The organism is Cellulomonas fimi (assembly GCF_028527925.1).
Lineage (GTDB): Bacteria > Actinomycetota > Actinomycetes > Actinomycetales > Cellulomonadaceae > Cellulomonas > Cellulomonas fimi_C.
On the sequence record NZ_JAPESW010000004.1, the window covers coordinates 94008 to 112328 of the forward strand.

At 71.6% G+C, this 18321-nt stretch carries 18 protein-coding genes and 1 riboswitch; of the genes, 10 read left to right on the forward strand and 8 right to left on the reverse strand.

Annotated features, from left to right (window positions below):
- The first annotated feature begins 96 nt into the window (after positions 1-96).
- The 3 genes from OMK64_RS03455 to OMK64_RS03465 all read left to right on the forward strand — a co-directional run bounded on the left by OMK64_RS03455 (position 97) and on the right by OMK64_RS03465 (position 3320).
- A complete protein-coding gene (locus tag OMK64_RS03455; protein ID WP_272726577.1) occupies positions 97-885 on the forward strand; it encodes an electron transfer flavoprotein subunit beta/FixA family protein in 789 nt (262 codons plus the stop codon).
- A gap of 11 nt (positions 886-896) precedes the next feature.
- A complete protein-coding gene (locus OMK64_RS03460; protein WP_272726578.1) occupies positions 897-1874 on the forward strand; it encodes an electron transfer flavoprotein subunit alpha/FixB family protein in 978 nt (325 codons plus the stop codon).
- 96 nt (positions 1875-1970) lie between these two features.
- On the forward strand, positions 1971-3320 hold the full coding sequence (locus OMK64_RS03465) for a phenylacetate--CoA ligase family protein (RefSeq protein ID WP_272726579.1): 1350 nt from the start codon (positions 1971-1973) through the stop codon (positions 3318-3320).
- Positions 3321-3338: 18 nt separating this feature from the next.
- Here OMK64_RS03465 and OMK64_RS21180 read toward each other — a convergent pair whose 3' ends face one another.
- Together OMK64_RS21180 and OMK64_RS03475 are read right to left on the reverse strand one after the other, a co-directional pair.
- Positions 3339-4508, reverse strand: coding sequence for a YVTN family beta-propeller repeat protein (locus OMK64_RS21180; protein WP_306469213.1), 1170 nt, complete (start codon positions 4506-4508; stop codon positions 3339-3341).
- 107 nt (positions 4509-4615) lie between these two features.
- Complete coding sequence (locus tag OMK64_RS03475; RefSeq protein ID WP_272726581.1) at positions 4616-5527, reverse strand: F510_1955 family glycosylhydrolase; 912 nt, start codon at positions 5525-5527, stop codon at positions 4616-4618.
- Between the two features lie 268 nt (positions 5528-5795).
- Positions 5796-5960: riboswitch (cyclic di-AMP (ydaO/yuaA leader) on the forward strand.
- Position 5961: 1 nt separating this feature from the next.
- Here OMK64_RS03475 and OMK64_RS03480 point away from each other — a divergent pair.
- Positions 5962-6753 carry a C40 family peptidase gene (locus tag OMK64_RS03480; protein ID WP_272726582.1) on the forward strand — a complete coding sequence of 264 codons (792 nt, stop codon included), beginning with the start codon at positions 5962-5964 and terminating at the stop codon, positions 6751-6753.
- Between the two features lie 116 nt (positions 6754-6869).
- Here OMK64_RS03480 and OMK64_RS03485 read toward each other — a convergent pair whose 3' ends face one another.
- From OMK64_RS03485 to OMK64_RS03500, 4 genes are all read right to left on the reverse strand, one after another.
- A complete protein-coding gene (locus OMK64_RS03485; protein ID WP_272726583.1) occupies positions 6870-7490 on the reverse strand; it encodes a DUF305 domain-containing protein in 621 nt (206 codons plus the stop codon).
- A 201-nt stretch (positions 7491-7691) separates the two neighbouring features.
- Complete coding sequence (locus OMK64_RS03490; RefSeq protein ID WP_272726584.1) at positions 7692-8186, reverse strand: peroxiredoxin family protein; 495 nt, start codon at positions 8184-8186, stop codon at positions 7692-7694.
- A gap of 128 nt (positions 8187-8314) precedes the next feature.
- Positions 8315-9304 (reverse strand): cytochrome c biogenesis CcdA family protein, encoded by a 990-nt coding sequence (locus OMK64_RS03495; RefSeq protein ID WP_168676312.1) that lies wholly within the window; start codon positions 9302-9304, stop codon positions 8315-8317.
- Positions 9304-9576, reverse strand: coding sequence for a thioredoxin domain-containing protein (locus OMK64_RS03500; RefSeq protein WP_272726585.1), 273 nt, complete (start codon positions 9574-9576; stop codon positions 9304-9306). Before OMK64_RS03500 ends, OMK64_RS03495 begins: the two co-directional genes overlap by 1 nt.
- A 148-nt stretch (positions 9577-9724) precedes the next feature.
- Between OMK64_RS03500 and OMK64_RS03505 the strand changes: the two genes are divergently transcribed.
- Positions 9725-10447: a response regulator gene (locus OMK64_RS03505; protein ID WP_168676316.1), complete on the forward strand. Its 723-nt coding sequence runs from the start codon at positions 9725-9727 to the stop codon at positions 10445-10447.
- Positions 10444-11550 (forward strand): sensor histidine kinase, encoded by a 1107-nt coding sequence (locus tag OMK64_RS03510; RefSeq protein ID WP_272726586.1) that lies wholly within the window; start codon positions 10444-10446, stop codon positions 11548-11550. Before OMK64_RS03505 ends, OMK64_RS03510 begins: the two co-directional genes overlap by 4 nt.
- Before the next feature lie 268 nt (positions 11551-11818).
- On the opposite strand, the gene OMK64_RS03515 is transcribed toward OMK64_RS03510, so the two are convergent.
- Positions 11819-12397 carry a M15 family metallopeptidase gene (locus tag OMK64_RS03515; RefSeq protein ID WP_272726587.1) on the reverse strand — a complete coding sequence of 193 codons (579 nt, stop codon included), beginning with the start codon at positions 12395-12397 and terminating at the stop codon, positions 11819-11821.
- 231 nt (positions 12398-12628) lie between these two features.
- Between OMK64_RS03515 and OMK64_RS03520 the strand changes: the two genes are divergently transcribed.
- From OMK64_RS03520 to OMK64_RS03535, 4 genes are all read left to right on the forward strand, one after another.
- The gene (locus OMK64_RS03520) at positions 12629-15100 is read left to right on the forward strand and encodes a heavy metal translocating P-type ATPase (RefSeq protein ID WP_272726588.1); all 2472 of its coding nucleotides are present in this window, start codon (positions 12629-12631) and stop codon (positions 15098-15100) included.
- A gap of 122 nt (positions 15101-15222) precedes the next feature.
- On the forward strand, positions 15223-15447 hold the full coding sequence (locus tag OMK64_RS03525; RefSeq protein ID WP_130779772.1) for a heavy-metal-associated domain-containing protein: 225 nt from the start codon (positions 15223-15225) through the stop codon (positions 15445-15447).
- The gene (locus OMK64_RS03530; RefSeq protein ID WP_168676326.1) at positions 15444-15599 is read left to right on the forward strand and encodes a hypothetical protein; all 156 of its coding nucleotides are present in this window, start codon (positions 15444-15446) and stop codon (positions 15597-15599) included. The genes OMK64_RS03525 and OMK64_RS03530 overlap by 4 nt, the downstream gene beginning before the upstream one ends.
- A gap of 14 nt (positions 15600-15613) precedes the next feature.
- Entirely contained in the window at positions 15614-17902 is a 2289-nt protein-coding gene (locus OMK64_RS03535) for a heavy metal translocating P-type ATPase (RefSeq protein ID WP_272726589.1), read from the forward strand.
- Positions 17903-17984: 82 nt separating this feature from the next.
- Here OMK64_RS03535 and OMK64_RS03540 read toward each other — a convergent pair whose 3' ends face one another.
- Entirely contained in the window at positions 17985-18224 is a 240-nt protein-coding gene (locus OMK64_RS03540; protein WP_168676333.1) for a DUF2933 domain-containing protein, read from the reverse strand.
- Between the last annotated feature and the right edge of the window lie 97 nt (positions 18225-18321).

Here is an 18321-nt window from a genome sequence, read left to right on the forward strand (position 1 = left end):
CTCGTACGGTCGTCGCGCCCGGGTCCGACCTCGATCCGGAGGGCGGGCGGTCGAGCAGGTCGCGACCGCGCGAGCGGTGACCGAGAGGAGCAGTAGGTGCACATCGTGGTGTGCGTCAAGCACGTCCCCGACGTCCAGTCGGACAGGAGGTTCACGGAGGACGGCCGCGTCGACCGCGAGCAGGATGCCGGCACGCTGAACGAGCTCGACGAGTACGCGCTCGAGGCAGCGCTCGTCCTGGTCGAGGCGAACGGCGGAGAGGTCACCGTCCTGACGATGGGACCAGCTGCGGCCGAGGACGCGGTTCGTCGGGGCCTGCAGGTCGGTGCCGACCACGGCGTCCATGTTCGCGACGAGGCACTCGAGGGATCGGACGTCTTCGCGACCGCACGCGTACTCGCGTCGGCTGTACGCCGCGTCGGTGAACGAGCGCCCGTCGACCTCGTCCTCACGGGAACGTCGTCGTTGGACGGTCAGATGGCCGTGCTGCCGGCGCTGCTCGGCGCCGAGCTCGGCTGGCCGACGGCGCCCCACGCGGCGCGGATCGACGTCGCAGGCGCGAGCCTCGAGGTTCGTCGTCACCTCGAGGACGCCGAGGAGACGCTGGTGGCACCGCTTCCCGCCGTCGTCAGCGTGACGGACCGGGCGAACGAGCCGAGGTACCCGAACTTCAAGGGAATCCAGGCCGCGCGAGAGAAGTCCGTCGAGCTCTGGACGCTCGCCGACCTCGCGATCGCTCCGAACGAGGTCGGGCGGTCCGGCGCCCGGACGCGCGTTGCGACCAGCGCGCTCCGCCCGCCGCGGGACGGCCGCGTGCTGCTGACCGACACGGGCGATGCCGGGGTGCGCATCGCCGACTTCCTCGCCGCCAACCAACTCATCTGAGGGGCACGACCATGACCACGCAGCCTGACCCGGTCCTCGTTCTCGTTGACCACGACCACAGAGGGGTCGCGCCGTCTGCCTGGGAGATCCTGGCCGTGGCTCGTCACCTCGGGCCGGTCCACGCTGTTCTCGTCGGTGCCGGCCCTGAAGGGGCGCTCGAGGAGCTCGCCGCTTACGGCGTCGCGGCCGCGCACCTTGTCGAGGCGCCAGCTGACGTGGCGCTTCTCGCACCAACCGTCGCGCGCTCGCTGACCGGGGTCGCCGCATCCGCGGACGCGACGGCAGTCGTACTGGCGGCGAGTCCGCGGAACGCCGAGATCGCCGCGCTCGCCGCCCGTGAGCTCGGTGCCGGACTCCTCCTCGATGCGCGGTCCCTTGGCCGCGGCGCCGACGGTCGCCTGGTGGCCGGACAGCTCGCGTTCGCGTCCATGTGGTCCGTCGTCGCGGAGTCGATCGCTGAGCGCTGCGTCGTCACGCTGCGTCCGGAGTCGTCACACGTGCTTGCGCACGACGCTCCTACAGAGCCGTCGGTTCATCGGCATCGGCTGCCCGAGGGCGATGAACTGCGTGGGCTGCGCCTGATCTCTCGGACCTCGAGCGTCGCGGCGGAGGGTCCGAAGCTCTCCAGCGCCCGGGTCGTCGTCGCGGGCGGCCGTGGTACCGGCGGAGACTTCGGGCCGCTGCGGGAGCTCGCCGCCGCACTCGGCGGTGCGGTGGGCTCGACTCGTGTCGCCACGGATGAAGGGTGGATCGCCGCCGACACCCAGATCGGGCAGACCGGTGCGACCGTGAGCCCGGCGCTCTACGTCGGTGCCGGCGTCTCGGGAGCCGTCCACCACCGCGGTGGCATGCAGTCGGCGGGCGTCGTGGTCGCCATCAACAACGATCCCGACGCACCGATCTTCGAGATCGCCGACTTCGGGGTCGTGGGCGACCTGTTCGAGGTCGTCCCGCAGCTGACGGCGGAGGTGCTGCGCCGCCGATCGTGAGGCGTCGCAGCCTTGACCCGACCTCACGAGCACCGTGATCAGTCCTCAACCCGGCGAGAGCAGGATCGAACGGGGCGGATCGACGGAGGAGGCCCCATGGACGTCGAAGTCGTCGTGCGGGCACTCGCCGAACGACGCCGGCTCGCGCACCGGGATCGGTGGTCGCGTGAGCAGGTCCACGCCTACCGCCAAGAGCGGTTGGCGGAGCTGCGCCGGTGGGCGGTGACCCGGTCGAGGTTCTACGAGCGCCACCACGCAGGGCTCCTCGATGCACCGCTGTCGGCGTTGCCTCCCGTCACGAAGCCCGTGCTGATGGACGCGTTCGACGACGTCCTCACCACGCGGGACATGACGCTCGCAGCCATCGAGGAGCACCTCCGGCAGCTGAGCGACTCGAGCGGCGACCCCGGCGCGCGCTGGCGCCGCCGCTGGCGCACAGCCGCTACCGCGGGGACGACAGGTGTGCGCGCAGTCCTCGTCTGGGACGAGCAGGAGTGGGCGACTGTGCTGGCGTCCTACGCACGGGCGACCGTCTGGGCGGGTACCCCCACAGGCATGCGACCGGTTCGCATGGCGGTGGTGAGCTCGCGCAACCCCACCCACCAGAGCGCGGTGGTCGCAGCGTCGGCCCGCTCGCCCTTGATCCGCTCGCTGCGGCTTGACGCGACGGCACCGTTGAGCGAGACCGTCAGCGCTCTCAACGCCTTTGCACCCGAGGTGCTGGTCGGCTATTCCTCAGCGCTGCGGCCGCTTGCATTGGCGCAGATCGACGGGTCCTTGCGCATCCGGCCTCGGGCGGTCATGTCTGCCTCCGAAGTCCTCAGCGAGAGCGCGGCGCGGGTCATGACGACCGCGTGGAACACGGCGCCGTTCGACGTCTACGCCGCCACGGAGACAGCCGGCATCGCCTCGACGTGCGAGCACGGCCGGCGCCACCTGTACGACGACCTCGTCATCGTCGAGCCGGTCGATGCCGCAGGGGCGCCGGTTCCCGTGGGAACCACCGGAGCGCGCCTTCTAGTGACGGTGCTCTTCTCACGCACCGTGCCGCTGATCAGGTACGAGCTGTCCGACCGCGTGGCGATCGGCTCCGGTGACTGCCCGTGCGGGCGGCCGTACCGGCTGCTCGAGACCCTCGAAGGCCGCGCCGAGGACACGTTGAGCGCGGCCGGACGAACCCACGCCGGCGACCTGACGGCGCTGCTGAGGAACGTGGTGGAGCAGTTTGCCGTCGACATGTGGCAGCTCGCGGAGACGGCACCGGACGAGATCCGTGTCCTCGTCGTGCCCCATGGCGGCGACGCGCTCTCCGTCGACGCGATCCGACGACGCCTCGAGGCACGCCCGGAGCTGCACGGCCATCGGATTCGGGTCGACGAGGTCGCGACACTGCCGCGAACACCGCTCGGGAAGGCCCCGCTGCGCCGCTCACCTCCCGGGCGGTGACCGCCTGGCACGCACCGCTCAGCCGTGGTGATCGCCTTCGCCGTGTCCGTGCCCGGCGTCGTCACCCCCGTCACCCTCGTCGCCCGCCGCGTCGGTCGAGTAGTCCGGCACGTCTACCGCGGTGTCGGCAGAGGCCCCCGTGGCCGTCACCGGGGAGAACGAGATCCCGTTCGGCATGTCCCCGACCGTGATCGTCGCGGTCACGGCAAGGTTCGTGAGGTCCAGCACCGAGACCGTGTCGGCGTAGAGGTTGGTCACCCAGGCGAGACGCCCGCTCGGGTCGACGACGACCCCGTGCGGCCCGGCTCCCGTTGTCACCGTCGCGGTCACCGACATGGTCGCCACGTCGATGATCGACACCGTGTCGCCTGGCGCGTCGGCGGTGCCCTGGTCGGCAGAGAGGAGCCGGGCTCCGTCCGGCGTGAGGTAGAGCTGCACTGGAGGCGTCGGGACGGTGACCTTCTGGACGACCTCGTGGCGGACGAGGTCGACCTTCGCCACAGCGCTCTCGCCCGCGAGACTGACGTACGCGAAGTTGCCGTCGTCGGAGACGGCGACCTGCACGGGCGAGCTGCCCACGGCGATGCTCGTCGTGCGAGTCAGATTCTGCGGGTCGACGACGTCGATCGCGCCCGCCGTCGTTCCGGCCACGACGAGCGCTGCCCCGTCACGACTCGGCCGCAGACCGTGTGGTCCCGCACTGAGGGCGACCGTGCCCATCGAGCTCGCGGTGGTGGCGTCGTACCGAGCGAGAGTGTCCTCGCCCGAGTTGGTCACATAGACCGACGATCCGTCCGGACCGACGACCACGTGTGCAGGGCTCGCGCCTGTAGCGGCGGTCATCAGGAGCCGCGAGGTCACACCGTCGAGTGCGACGAGCGCGTTGTTGTGACCGCTGACCGCCCACACGGTCGCCCCGTCGGGGCTGGCCTGGACGTTGTGCGGGCTCGGGATTCCGGTGACCGTGGTCAGGACCCTCCCGGTCGCAGCGTCGATCGCCGAGAGGCTGTCGGCACCCTCGTTCGCGACCCAGACCGTGCCCGACACCCCAGCGTCCGCTGTCCGCGAAAGGGTAGGGAAGGGTGAGTCCAGGCCGGCAGGGCTCGCGGTCGCCGCGCCGCACGCCGCCAGGAGGAGAGGGCTCACGGCGAGCAGCGCGGTCTTGCGTCGACGGGTCCAGGTCCACATGAGTGCTCTCCCACGGTCGGGTGTCGGGTTCCGCACCACTGTTGGTGACCGACCCCGCACGCACCCCGGTTATCCCATGAAGAATCCGTGGATATCCGCTCGACGGCTCAGCCGTCGCTGAGCGGCGCGAACCCTGCGTCGAGGTCGCGCGACTCGAGGGCGCCACCCTGGGTGATCACGACGACGCGGAGCGAGCCGTCCCACGCTCGCACTGCGGCGAGAGCCTGGGGCGGACCCTCGACCTCCGCCTTCTGCTCCCACGTGGCCCCGCGGTCCTCGCTCACCGCTACGACCCCGTCCGGGGTCACCCCGACCACCGTGTCGTCATCGGCCCACGCGACCACCTGCAGCAGCGGCACGTCGGCGATCTTCTCCCACTGTGCCCCGCCGTCCGTGGACCGCACAGGGCCGGACTCGCTGGTGACCACGAGGGTTGCGCCGTCGGGCGAGACGCCCATCGCGAAGGGCGGGACCGGGACGGGGAGCGGACGCCACGTCGTGCCGTCTCCCGTGCTCTCCAGGCGTGAGCCGTCGAACGCGACCACGCCCTCTTGCGACGCGGTCATGGCGTGGAAGTCGGACACCCCCTGGCGTGAGAGCGGCTGCCACGTCTCCCCTGCGTCGGTCGACTCGATGAGCCCCACCGGGTTCGGGAGGTCGACTCCCGCGCCCGGGTGGCCGGAAGCGTAGAAGTGCCCGGGACCGGCCGCGGTGAAGCCCATGAGGTCGATGACCGGGCCGACGCTGGTCCACCCCGAGCCGTCGCGCAGGAACAGTCCTTCGTGTGTCGCGAGGTAGACGCGACCGTCGCCCGGGTCGATCGCGACACCGTGCACGTGCTCACCGGGCAGTGGCGATCCCGAGCTCACGTCGTCATGTGAATGGGCGTGCCCGTCGCTCGCCGTGGTCACCGGCGCCGCTGGCGTCGGCTGACCGCCGGCGTCAGAGCAGGCGGTCAGGAGGGCCGCAGCGACGAGCGTGGTCAGAGCCGCCACGGCGCGGCGGGGCATGCGGTTCATGAGGTCGTCCTGATCGATGGCGGGAGGAGGTGCGCTGGCGAGGTCGCGGCCCGCGCATGACCAGCCTCACCCGAGCCGTGCCGAGCGGCGCCGCGATTTGCTCAAGGTTTGATGAAGTCACCTCCCCCAGCGTGCGCAGCGAACGCCGTCTGGGCCCTTGGTCTCCTTCTATGAAGATCCCGTTGAGTTTCGTGTCGGCGGGGTCGGCGAACGCGGACGCTCGTCTAGCCTCGACTTGCCGGTGCACCGCCGGCACGTCCTCGGTGGGCGCCGAACCCTGCCGACCCCGAGGCCGCACATCGAGCACGAGAGGCAGGGACGGGGGACCCAGGAGTGCGGGCACCACGGTGCCCTCGGGGTGAAGCCACGACGTGGCCGGGAGACTTCCGCCCGAACCCGACAGCTAACCTCGCAGGCGTTCGGGAGGTTCTTCCATGCCCGCTCGCTCCGCGAGTTCCCGCCACCGCGCGGCCCGTCGTCCACGCACGGCCCTCGATGACCTGGTGGTCCGTTCCACCGACAGCATGAACGAAGCCGGTCGACGCTCCGTCGCCGTCGCTGCCGCCTCCGGCCTCGCCCTCGGGCTCGCTGCCGCACCGACCTACGCCAACCACCCGCGCGAGTCTGCCCAGTCGATCGGCGGAGTCGACACGGACGCCGCCACGGCGGCCGCCCGCGCCCTCATCGGTGCGCGGGTCGTCACGGCGCCGGCCGAGGCGACATGGACGTTCGACGCTCCCGTCGTCACCGCGGTCGCCCCGCCTCCCCCTCCAGCCCCGGCTCCGGCCGAGACCCGGGCGACGGCGTCCAGCCGTTCCCAGGAGCGCCGCGCCGCCACCCCCGCTGCCGCACCGGCGGCCGCGGCCCCTGCCGTGGAGGTGCCGGCGAGCGCCTCCGGAAGTGCGGTGGTCGAGATCGCCATGCGGTACATCGGCGTGCCGTACGTGTCGGGCGGCACGACTCCCGCCGGCTTCGACTGCTCGGGTTTCACGTCGTACGTCTATGCGCAGGTCGGCATCAACCTTCCGCGGACGTCGAGCCAGCAGCGCTACGCAGGGACGGTCGTGTCCCGTGCCGACGCGCAGCCGGGCGACCTGATCTGGTCTCCGGGGCACGTCGCGATCTACGCGGGCGGCGACATGCAGGTGGACTCCCCGCGACCTGGCAAGACCATCCAGCTGCGCGAGATTTGGCAGTCCAGCCCCACCTTCATCCGCTTGGGCTGACGACCGCCCGGCGGGCGACCAGCGGCACCGACCGGCGCGACCGTCTGCCAGGACGGCTGAGACGACGAGAGGGCCGGCCACCGCACCCGCGGTAGCCGGCCCTCTTCGTGCGCTGACTAGATGTCGCTCAGCAGGTTCGTCATCTCCGTGATCTCCGCAGTCTGCGCGTCGATGATCGTGCGGGCGAGCGCGAGTGCGTCGGCGTTCTCGCCGTCCTCGAGCTGCTGCTCGGACATCTCGATGGCGCCCTTGTGGTGCTCGATCATGAGCTCGAGGAAGCGCCGGTCGAAGTCCGCTCCGGAGAGGGCTTCGAGGTCCGCCATCGCGCCCTCCTGGTCCATGCCGTCCATGTCGATGCCGCCATGGTCCATGCCGCCGTGCCCCATCTCGTCCGGACCGGGCTCGCCCCACGTCTCGAGCCACCCGGTCATCTGCTCGATCTCGGGGCCCTGGGCCGCGGAGATCCGCTCCCCGAGGGCGACGACCTCGGGTCGTTCGCCGCGCTCGATGGCGAGCTCCGCCATCTCGATCGCGCCCTCGTGGTGGACGATCATCATCTGCGCGAACTGGGCATCGGCGGCGTTGTGCGCCTCGGTCTGGGAGGTCTCGGCGGTGGTCGGCGACTCGCCGGCGCCGGTGCCCTCGGACGCGTCGCCCCCGGAACATGCGGCGAGCGTGAGGGCGAGGGTCGTGGCGGCCGCTGCGGCTACCAGGCGGCGGCGTGCGGTCGTGGTCATGGGGATCTCCTGAACGTCGGGACGGTGCGGTCGGTGCGGACCTAGGCGGCAGGCGTCTGCGAACAGCATCCGCTCGCGGCGGCTTCGGACGAGCTGCAGCACCGCTGAGGCTCGGTGGTGGTGCTCTCCGGTTCGGTGAGGTCGTTCTGCTGGCAGCAGGACATGCGCTTCTCCTTGATGGTGGTGATGGATCGGAACGGGTCAGAGGTGGCGTCGGACCTCGGTGAGCAGGTCGTCGGGTGCGAGCCACATCGACGGGTAGTCGCCCTGCCACACCTGCTGGCCCTCGGCGTCGACGAGGACGAAGCCGTGCCCCGGAAGGCCCTCGTGCATGCCGGTGCCGAGCGTGCCGTACGCCTCGGAGACGGTGCCGTCGTCGAGGAGGAACGGTGACTCCACCCCCAGACGCTCGCGGTCTGCGTTGATCTGGTCGGCGGTGTTCATGACGATCGGCAGGACGGTGATCCCGGCGTCGGCGAAGTCGGCGTCCTCCTCGATCTCGGCCATCTGCTGCAGGCACGAGTCGCAGCCGGCCCCCTCGTTGAAGTACAGCACCACGGGCTCGCCACGGTAGTCGGCCAGGGAAACCTCGGAGCCGTCGGACGTGGGCAGCGTGAACGGCGGGGCCTCACGAACCTCGCTCGAGGCTGTCGGCCGGGACGACAGCAGCCCGGCCGCGACCAGGACACCGACCACGACCGCTCCCACGCCCCACAGCACCCAGGTCCGCAGCCTGGCGCGCCGTTCGGCTCGCTGCTCTGCCGCACGGGCTCGCGCAGCTGCGAGCTCGCGCTCCTCACGCCGTCGTGCGGCGGTTCCGGACGTCATCGTGTGGGCCCTTCCGTCGTAGGTGCCGCCGACTCATGGCAGGTCGGCTCGTGCAGGACCGTGTCCGCGTCGGGAGCCGTTGACCGCTCCGCCTTGGGGGTCGCCGCACCCGCGCTCGAAGTCCCGGTACGGCGGCCCACCAACGCGCCCCAGGCGAACGCCCCGGCGAGCGCGAGGAGCCCGATGCCGAGCACGACCTCGGGGACGGGAGCGAGCCAGCTCTGCACGGCGCCGAACGTCCGTGTCAGGACGCGGCTGGCGGCGTCCTGTGCCGACGTCCCACCAGTCATGTCCTCGCTCGCAGCGAGCGCGATGACGAGCAGCCCCATGATCGCGAAGGCGATCGCCACGGCGACGTTGATCGTGTTCGTCACGAGCGTGAACCGGCCAGCGTGCAGCCGGACGACACGCGCGCGCAGCAGCCGCCGCTCCCCCAGCCGCGCGCGGTCCCACAGGAGCGCCATGACGAAGAGCGGGAACACCATCCCGAAGACGTACGCGAGGCCGAGCGCGAACCCACCGGCCAACGAGCCGGAGAGGGCGGACAGCGTCATGACGCCCGCGAGGACCGGCGCGCAGCACGAGGAGGCGATGCCCGAGAAGACCCCCAGGGCGAAGAAGCTGGCCGTGTCTCCCCGGGCGGTGTCGGGTGCCCGGACGAACGACGGCAACGACCACATGCGCCCGGACAAGGCGAGCGCCGCCAGCGCCAGCATGAGCACTCCCCCGGCCCAGTACAAAGGCGCGTGGTAGCGCGCGATCGCACCGGCGAGCGCGCTCACGCCCAGCGTGATCGGCACGAGCACCACGGCGAGCCCGGCGGCGAAGACGAACGTCAGCGGCAGCAGGCGCCAGCGAGCGTTCTTGACCGCCCCTGCGAGGTAGGACGGTGCAAGGAAGACGATGCAGCACGGCGCGAAGAGTGCGACGCCGCCGGCGAAGAACGCGGCCAGGATGCTGCCGGTCGCGAGGAGCTCGGTACCCATCAGGCCTGTGCCCCTTGCAACGCGTGGCGGCGTGCGGTGAGCGTGCGCTCCAGCTTGCGGCGGGGCAGCCGCCCGGCGGAGAAGTACACCCCGTCGACCAGGACGAGAGGCGCGAGCGGCGGCCGGTGCCGCGCCACGAGCTCGCGGCCCGCGTCGGACTCGGCCTCGACGGTGTCGACGACGATCGGATGGTCCTTCGCCAGCTCGGCGAGCACGGCCTTCGCGTCGTCGCACAGGTGGCACGCCTGCGCCTGGACGACAGTGATCCGCACGGGTGGACGGGCGTGGACCGGCACAGGGGCTCCTCGGGTCGTTCTGACGGACCCAGCCTCGCCCGGGCGCCTCGAAGGACCGCTCGCCGTTCGATCAAGGTTTCGTGAAGTCCCGGGACACCGGTCGACGGTCCCCGAAGATGGAGCAATGACGTCCACACCCGCACCCGTCGCCGCGCGACGTGCCGTCGTCGTCGACGACGAGGTCGCCCTCGCCACGCTCGTCGGTGGATACCTCGAGCGCGACGGGTTCGAGGTGACCGTCTGTCACGACGGCGCGCAGGCCGTGGAGGTCGTCCGCCAGGTCGATCCGGATGTCGTGGTGCTCGACCTCGGGCTGCCGGGCGTCGACGGCATCGAGGTGTGCCGCCAGCTCCGGACCTTCACCGACTGCTACGTCGTCATGCTCACCGCGCGAGCGGAAGAGGTGGACACTCTGATCGGGCTCTCCGTCGGTGCCGACGACTACGTCACCAAGCCGTTCAGCCCGCGTGAGCTGATGGCGCGCGTGAACGTGCTCCTGCGGCGCCCGCGGCAGTCGACGTCGACACCGGCACCTGCCGCGCTCGCCCTGCAGATCGGCCCGCTCTGCGTCGACGTCGACGCCCGCGAGACGCACCTCGACGGGCGCCGCATCGAGCTGACGCGGACCGAGTTCGACATCCTGACCGCGCTCGCGTCGCGGCCCGGCATCGTCCTCTCGCGCCGAGCCCTGATCGACGTGGTGTGGGGTGCGGGGTGGGTCGGCGACGATCACCTCGTCGACGTGCACGTCCTCCATGTCCGGCAGAAGCTCGGTGACACCGCGAAGGAACAGCGGTTCGTCCGCACTGTGCGTGGCGTCGGCTACCGGATCGGCACTGGCGAGTGACGCGCTCGGCGCGCCGGTTCGGCCTGGCGTCGCGGCTCCTGGTGGCGATCGGGATCGTCCTGGCGACAGCTGCCGCGACGGCCTGGATCGTCGTCGCGGCGGTGGGTCCCACCGTGTTCCACGAGCACCTGATGCGCGCGGGCATCTCCGACCACGCGATGGCGGACATGCACGTCGAGGAGGCCTTCACGTCCGCCACGACGGTCGCGTCCGCCATCGCCCTCGTGGCCGCGGGCGCAGCGGCGGCCGCGGTGAGCCTCGTCCTCACGAGGCGGATCGGCGGGTCGCTGGCGGCGGTGTCGACGGCCGCCACCTCGCTTGGCGCCGGCCACTACGACGTCCGCGTTCCGTCACCCGGGCTGGGGACGGAGTTCGACGACCTCTCCGAGTCGTTCAACCGCCTGGCGGACCGGCTGGAGGAGGCGCAACGGCTGCGCGGACGGCTGCTCGCCGACCTCGCGCACGAGGTACGGACGCCGGTCGCCACGATCAAGGGCTACCTGGAAGCGGTCGAGGACGGTGTGCAACCGCTCGACGCGACCACGATCGCCGTCCTTCACGAGCAGGCCGACCGGCTGACCCGGCTCGCCGCCGACCTCGCCGCCGTGACGCACGCGGAGGCGGGTGACGTCGTCCTCGAGGCCGAGCCGACGCCGCCACGGGATCTGGTGGACGCCGCCGTGAACGCCGCACAGGAACGGGCAGCGGCTCGGGGCGTCACGCTCAGCGGCACTGCGACGCCCGGACTGCCGGCGGTGCTCGCCGACCGTCACCGCATGTCCCAGGTCATGGACAACCTTGTGACGAACGCACTGCGCCACACGCCGAGCGGCGGCGAGATCGTCATCCGCGCCGAACGTGAGGGCGACGGTGTCCGCGTCGTCGTCACGGACACCGGTGAGGGCATCCCGCCTGAGCACCTCACGCACGTCTTCGACCGCTTCTACCGGGTCGGGACGGCGCGGGACCGTGCGAGCGGCGGTTCGGGCATCGGCCTGGCCATCAGCAAGGCGCTCGTCGAGGCCCACGGCGGCTCGATCCGCGCGGCGAGCGCAGGGCCCGGTCGCGGCGCCACCTTCACCGTGAGACTGCCGGCGGCCTGACGGACGTCAGCGGCGGTGTGCCGACCACGGGCGCTCGGAGGCCCCCCGTGGCCGCGTCGGGAAGAGGCGGGCGATCGCCCACACCGCGATTGCGACCGCCACGAGGACGACCGGCACGACCACCCACACACCGAGTGACGACACGACGTCGGGCATGGTGGGCACCTCCAGAGCCGCGACCGGACGGTCGCACTCCTCGATGCTGCCGGGCCGAGATCAAGGCACGGGCGACGACAGATGAAGACTCGCTCAAGGCGAGCGGACCGCCTCAGCGTGAGTAGACCCAGTGCCACGGCTCGCGCGGCGTGTCCTCCTCGAAGCCGTACGTGCTGGCGTTGGCACGCATCCAGGCCTGGGCGCGGGCGTCGAGGTCGAGGTCGAGGGCGAGCCCCCAGCCGTGCGGGCTCGTCCCGGGCGCGGCGGCGAGTCCGCCCTGCGAGTACAGGCCCTTGCGCGCGGCGACGTCGACCTGCGCGTCGTAGGAGCGATAGGAGTCGGTGACGCCGATGCGCACGCCGTCTCGTGCCGCCGCAGCACTCAGCTCGCCGAACGCCTGCGCTGCAGGGGCCCAGAGACGGTGGCCCGACGAGCCGACAGGTGCAAGGGCATCCGCGGGGATCCTCCCGTTGCCGAAGCGCGCGAGGTCGGCGGGAACCCCGTCAGCGTTCCGTGCGGACGAGGCAGGCGACGACGCCGTCACGGCGGATTCGAGCGCCGCAGCGAAGGCCGTCGCGCTGCTGGAGCCGCTGGTTGCCCGATGGCTGGCTACCGCGGTAGTCGGAGTGACGGCCTGCAGACTGCTGCGGATCTCCGCCATGCGCTGGGCGATACCCACGATCGCGTCCACGAGACACCTCCTCGGTCTCGTCGATCGGCAGGGATCAGCGCTACCTGAGGAAGGTCGCCGCCGAGGCGGACCGCGCGTGAGGCTCAATCGAATCTTCATGGAAGGGCGGGAGTAAGCGGCTGGGGCGCCGCGTTAACGTCGACATACCCCCTGGGGGTATCCGCGCTCGGTGTCCCGGATGACGGGACGCCGTGGCATGCGGACCGGATCGACGACTGAAGGGACACGGCCATGGACCACCAGACGACCGTCCTCGAGGTCGGAGGGCTCCACTGGGCGACGTCGGCAGCATCGGTCGAGCGGGCGCTGTCGCGCCGGCCCGGTGTGATCGCGGTCGACGCTAACGCTGCGGCGCAGACCGCCAGCGTGACCTTCGACCCGAGGCGCACCTCCGTGCCGCAGCTGACCGACTGGGTCCGTGAGTGCGGGTACCACTGCAGGGGTGAGTCCGTGCCGGCGCACGTGTGCGAGCCGATGTCGAGCGCCGCCGGAGCCCCTCCCGAGGCTGTGACCGTCCAGACGTCCGACCACCACCACGGTGCGGCCCACGGAACGACTGCGATCGACCACTCCCACGGACACGGTCACGGCCAGGGCACGCAGGTGACGCCGTCCCCGCACGACGCCATGGGGCACGGCGGGCACCATGGCGGCGGCTCGATCGCCGAGATGGCGCGGGACATGCGGAACCGCTTCCTCGTCGCGCTCGTGCTCTCGGTCCCGATCACGCTGTGGTCACCGATCGGCCGGGAGCTGATCGGGTTCACGGCGCCTGCTCCGTTCGGGCTCCGCGACGACGTCTTCGCACTGCTCCTGTCGCTGCCGGTCATCTTCTACTCCGCCTGGATCTTCTTCGACGGCGCCTACCGAGCTCTGCGTGCGCGCACGCTCGACATGATGGTGCTGGTCGCAGTGGGCGTCGGGACCGGGTGGCTCTACAGCCTGGGCGTGACGCTCACCGGCGGCGGAGAGGTCTTCTACGAGGCCGCGAGCGTCCTGGCCACCTTCGTCCTGCTGGGTCACTGGGTGGAGATGCGCGCCCGAGGCGGGGCGAACGACGCGGTCCGCACGCTGCTCGAGCTGGCGCCTGCGACCGCCGTCGTCGTGCGGGACGGCGTCGAGGTCGAGGTGCCGACGAGCGACGTGCAGGTCGGAGACCTGCTGCTGATCCGGCCGGGCTCCAAGATCCCGGTCGACGGCGTGGTCGAGTCCGGCGAGTCCGAGGTGGACGAGTCGATGGTCACCGGGGAGAGCCTGCCGGTGGCGAAGCAGGTCGGTGACGAGCTGATCGGTGCGTCGATCAACACGACCGGCGTCATGCGCGCCCGGGCGACCAAGGTCGGGGCCGACACCGCGCTGGCTCGGGTCGTCGCCCTCGTGCAGCAGGCGCAGAACTCCAAGGCGCCCGGGCAGCGGCTGGCCGACCGGGCCGCGTCCTGGCTGGTGCTGGTCGCGCTGGCCGGTGGGGCGGCGACCTTCCTCGTGTGGATCCTGGCGGGCGCGAGCGCGCCCACGGCGATGCTCTTCGCCATCACAGTCGTCGTCATCACCTGCCCCGACGCGCTCGGCCTCGCGACACCGACCGCGATCATGGTCGGCACCGGGCTGGGCGCCAAGCGCGGCATCTTGTTCAAGAACGCGTCCGCGCTGGAGGCCGCTGCGAGCATCGACACGGTGGTGCTCGACAAGACGGGGACTCTCACCGTCGGCCAGCCCGAAGTCACCGACGTCGTCATCGACGGCATCGACAAGGAGGAGCTGCTCGCGCTCGTGCACTCCGTCGAGCGGGAGTCGGAGCACCCCCTCGCTCGGGCCATCGCCCGCTACGGGGAGGCCGAGGGGGCGACCGCGGTGGACGCGACGGGCTTCGTCAACGTGCCCGGCCACGGTGCGACCGCGCAGGTCGGCGGCCGACGCGTCGTCGTCGGGAACGACCGCCTGATGGTCGCCGAGAGCGTCACGCTCGGGTCACTCGACACCGAGCGGGACCGCCTCGCGGCGGCCGGGCGCACAGCGATCGTCGTGGCTGTCGACGGCCGGGCCGTCGCCGTCTTCGCCCTCGCCGACGAACCGCGGCCCACCGCTCCCGCCGCCGTCGCCGCGCTGCACGATGCGGGGGCGCGCGTCGTGATGCTCACGGGCGACAACGAGTCGACCGCACGGCGTATCGCAGACGAGCTCGGGATCGACACGGTCATCGCGGAGGTCCTCCCCGGCGACAAGGCGGAGAAGGTCGCCGAGCTCCAGCGCGATGGCCGCAGAGTGGCCATGGTGGGCGACGGGGTCAACGACGCGCCTGCCCTCGCGACCGCCGACCTCGGCATCGCGATCGGTGCGGGGACCGACGTGGCCATCGAGACGGCCGACGTCGTCCTCATGCGGTCCGACCCGCTGGACGTCCCGGTGGCGTTGCGCCTCGGCCGGGGCACGGTGCGCAAGATGCGGCAGAACCTCGGTTGGGCGATCGGCTACAACGCTGTCGCTCTGCCGATCGCGGCAGGCGTGTTCTACCCCTCGCTCGGTCTGTCTCTGAGCCCGGAGATCGCCGCGCTCTCCATGTCCGGCTCATCCGTCATCGTCGCGGTGAACGCGTTGCTCCTGCGGCGCCTGCGCCTGCCGGGCACGGCCGTCGTGCCGGAGGTGTCCGCGCCCGACGCCCGGGTGCCGGTGCAGCCGGCATCGGCAGGGCGGGGAGACACGTGAATGCTCCAGCCGTTGATGGAAGCCGGTCAAGGGTCCTCTAGGGGCTCCCCCATCGTGCGGCGCACCCCGCCGCCCCGCGTCGTCCGACCGGTCGACGCACCGTCCCACCAGAAGGAGTCGAGATGAGCACCACCACCTACGGGGTCACCGGGATGACGTGCGGGCACTGCGTGTCCTCGGTCACCGACGAGGTGAGCAAGCTCGCCGGGGTCAAGGACGTGACGATCGAGCTCGTCACCGGTGGCGAGTCCAAGCTGACGGTCGCCAGCGACGAGCCGCTCGACGTCGACGCCGTCCGCGCGGCGGTCGACGAGGCCGGCTACGCCCTGACCGGCGCGACGGCGTGAGCACCGCCGGTCGGCTCGCTGGGTTCGGCGCCCTGCTGGCCGCGTCACTCGGCCTCGGCCTCGGGCTCGGCGCGGTCCTCGGACCGCTCGAGCCCGGTGCCACGGCGCCCACCGTCGAGCCGACCGGCGACATGCCGGCCGAGCACCGCTGACTGGAGGCTCACGCATGACTCAGTCCCTCGAGCTCGAGATCGGCGGCATGACCTGCTCGTCCTGCGCAGCTCGCATCGAGAAGAAGCTCAACCGCATGCCCGGCGTCGAGGCGTCGGTGAACTACGCCACCGAGAAAGCCAAGGTGTCGCTGCCGGACGGCACGTCCGTCGAGGACGCCGTGGCAGTCGTCGAGGCAGCCGGGTACTCGGCTCGGCAGAAGGTCGCGCAACCCGCACCGCCTGCCGAGGGCGAGGCCGACGCCGAGCCGGACGAGACCGCCGCGCTCCGCCGCCGCCTGCTCGTCTCCGCGATCCTCACCGTGCCCGTCGTCGCGCTCGCGATGGTCGAGCCGTTGCAGTTCGACAACTGGCAGTGGTTGTCGCTCACGCTCGCCGCCCCGGTGGTCGTCTGGGGTGCGCTGCCGTTCCACCGAGCCGCCTGGACCAACGCGCGCCACGCCGCAGCGACGATGGACACCCTCATCAGCGTCGGCGTCCTCGCCGCATTCGCCTGGTCGCTGTACGCGCTGTTCTTCGGCGCGGCCGGCGCGCCTGGCATGCGCATGAGCTTCAGCCTCGTGGCCGCCCGCGGCGGAGGGGCGCACGAGATCTACCTCGAGGTCGCCGCGGCGGTGACCGTCTTCATCCTGCTCGGACGGTACTTCGAGGCACGCGCCAAGCGACGGTCCGGGGCAGCCCTCCGTGCACTCCTGGAGATGGGCGCGAAGGACGTCGCGGTGCGCCGCGAGGGAGCGGAGATCCGCATCCCGATCGGCGAGCTGAAGGTCGGAGACGTCTTCGTCGTCCGCCCCGGCGAGAAGATCGCCACGGACGGACTGGTGGTCGACGGGACGTCGGCGGTCGACGCGTCGATGCTCACGGGCGAACCGGTACCCGTGGAGGTCGGTCCCGGCGACTCCGTCGTCGGGGCGACCGTGAACGCCGGTGGTCGCCTCTACGTGGAGGCGACGCGCGTCGGCTCGGACACGCAGCTGGCACAGATGGCGCGGCTCGTCGAAGAGGCTCAGACCGGCAAGGCGCCGGTCCAGCGCCTGGCCGACCGTGTGTCGTCCGTGTTCGTCCCGGTCATCATCGCGCTCGCCGTCGCGACGCTCGGGTTCTGGCTGGGGATCGGCGCCGGTCCGGAGATGGCGTTCACCGCGGCCGTCGCCGTCCTGATCATCGCCTGCCCGTGCGCGCTGGGGCTCGCCACTCCGACCGCCCTCATGGTGGGTACGGGGCGGGGGGCACAGCTCGGGATCCTCATCAAGGGCCCGCAGGTGCTCGAGTCGACCCGGCGCGTCGACACGGTCGTCCTCGACAAGACGGGAACGGTCACGACAGGGCGGATGGAGCTGCTGGAAGTCGTCCCCGCCGCCGGTACGAGCGAGGAGTTGCTGCTCCGTCTGGCAGGGGCGCTCGAGGACGCCTCCGAGCACCCGATCGCCCGGGCCATCGCCGCCGGGGCGCGCAATCGACTCGGCGACCTTCCCGCGGTCGACGGCTTCGTCAACAGCCAAGGCCTGGGCGTGTACGGCGTGGCGGACGACCATGCCGTCGCCGCAGGGCGCGTCGGGTGGTTGGCGGACCAGTGGGCGCAACCGGCGGACGCGGAGCTGCAACGCGCGGTCGATGCTGCCGAGTCGGCGGGACGAACGGTGATCGGCGTCGGCTGGGACGGTCAGCTGCGCGGCCTCCTGGTCGTCGCGGACACCCTCAAGCCGACGTCCGCCAGCGCCGTCCAGGAACTGCGAGGGCTCGGCCTGACGCCGGTCCTGCTGACCGGCGACAACGAGCGGGCCGCGCGTGCGATCGCGCGTGAAGTCGGGATCGACGAGGTCGTCGCGGAAGTCATGCCCGAGGACAAGGTGCGGGTCGTCCGAGACCTGCAGGCGCGTGGACGCGTCGTGGCGATGGTCGGTGACGGCGTCAACGACGCCGCAGCCCTCGCGCAGTCGGACCTCGGCATCGCGATGGGGACCGGCACCGACGTCGCCATTGAAGCGAGCGACCTCACGCTCGTGCGCGGCGACCTCAGGGTCGCTGTCGACGCCGTGCGCCTGTCGCGCAAGACGCTGTCGACGATCAAGGGCAACCTGTTCTGGGCATTCGCCTACAACGTCGCCGCTGTCCCGCTGGCCGTGGCGGGCTTCCTTGACCCGTTGATCGCGGGCGCGGCCATGGCGTTCTCGTCGGTCTTCGTCGTGACGAACAGCCTGCGGCTGCGTCGCTTCCAGGCGGTCTCGGCGAGCAGCGTGCCGGCGGAAGAGCTCGACGCCGTCAGCACCTCCTTCGACAGCTGACCTTCGCCCGCACACGAAGCGAGCCGCCCACGTCCTGAGGACCTGGGCGGCTCGTCGCGCGTGGTGCAGGCGCCGTCGACGCCTACGTGCGAGGCGCCCCCTGGCGCTCAGAAGTCGACGACGAGTCGTGGTGCGGGTCGTGCTGGTGCCCGTGGCGCCCCATCATCAGCATCATCACGACGAGCATCACGGGGCACGCGAGCAGCGCCGCGTACGACAGTGCGTCGCTCCACGACCGACCGGTCACCACCAGGACCGCGAAGATGCCTGCCCCGATCCCCACCATCATCAGCAGGTGGCCTGCCGGTGAGTGGGCGCTCATCCATCGCTTCCTGTCCACGGTCACTCGCTCCCTCGTCGCTCGGACTCGGCCGCCGGACATCGCCCGATCGGCATGCACTCACGATCGCCCTACAGCC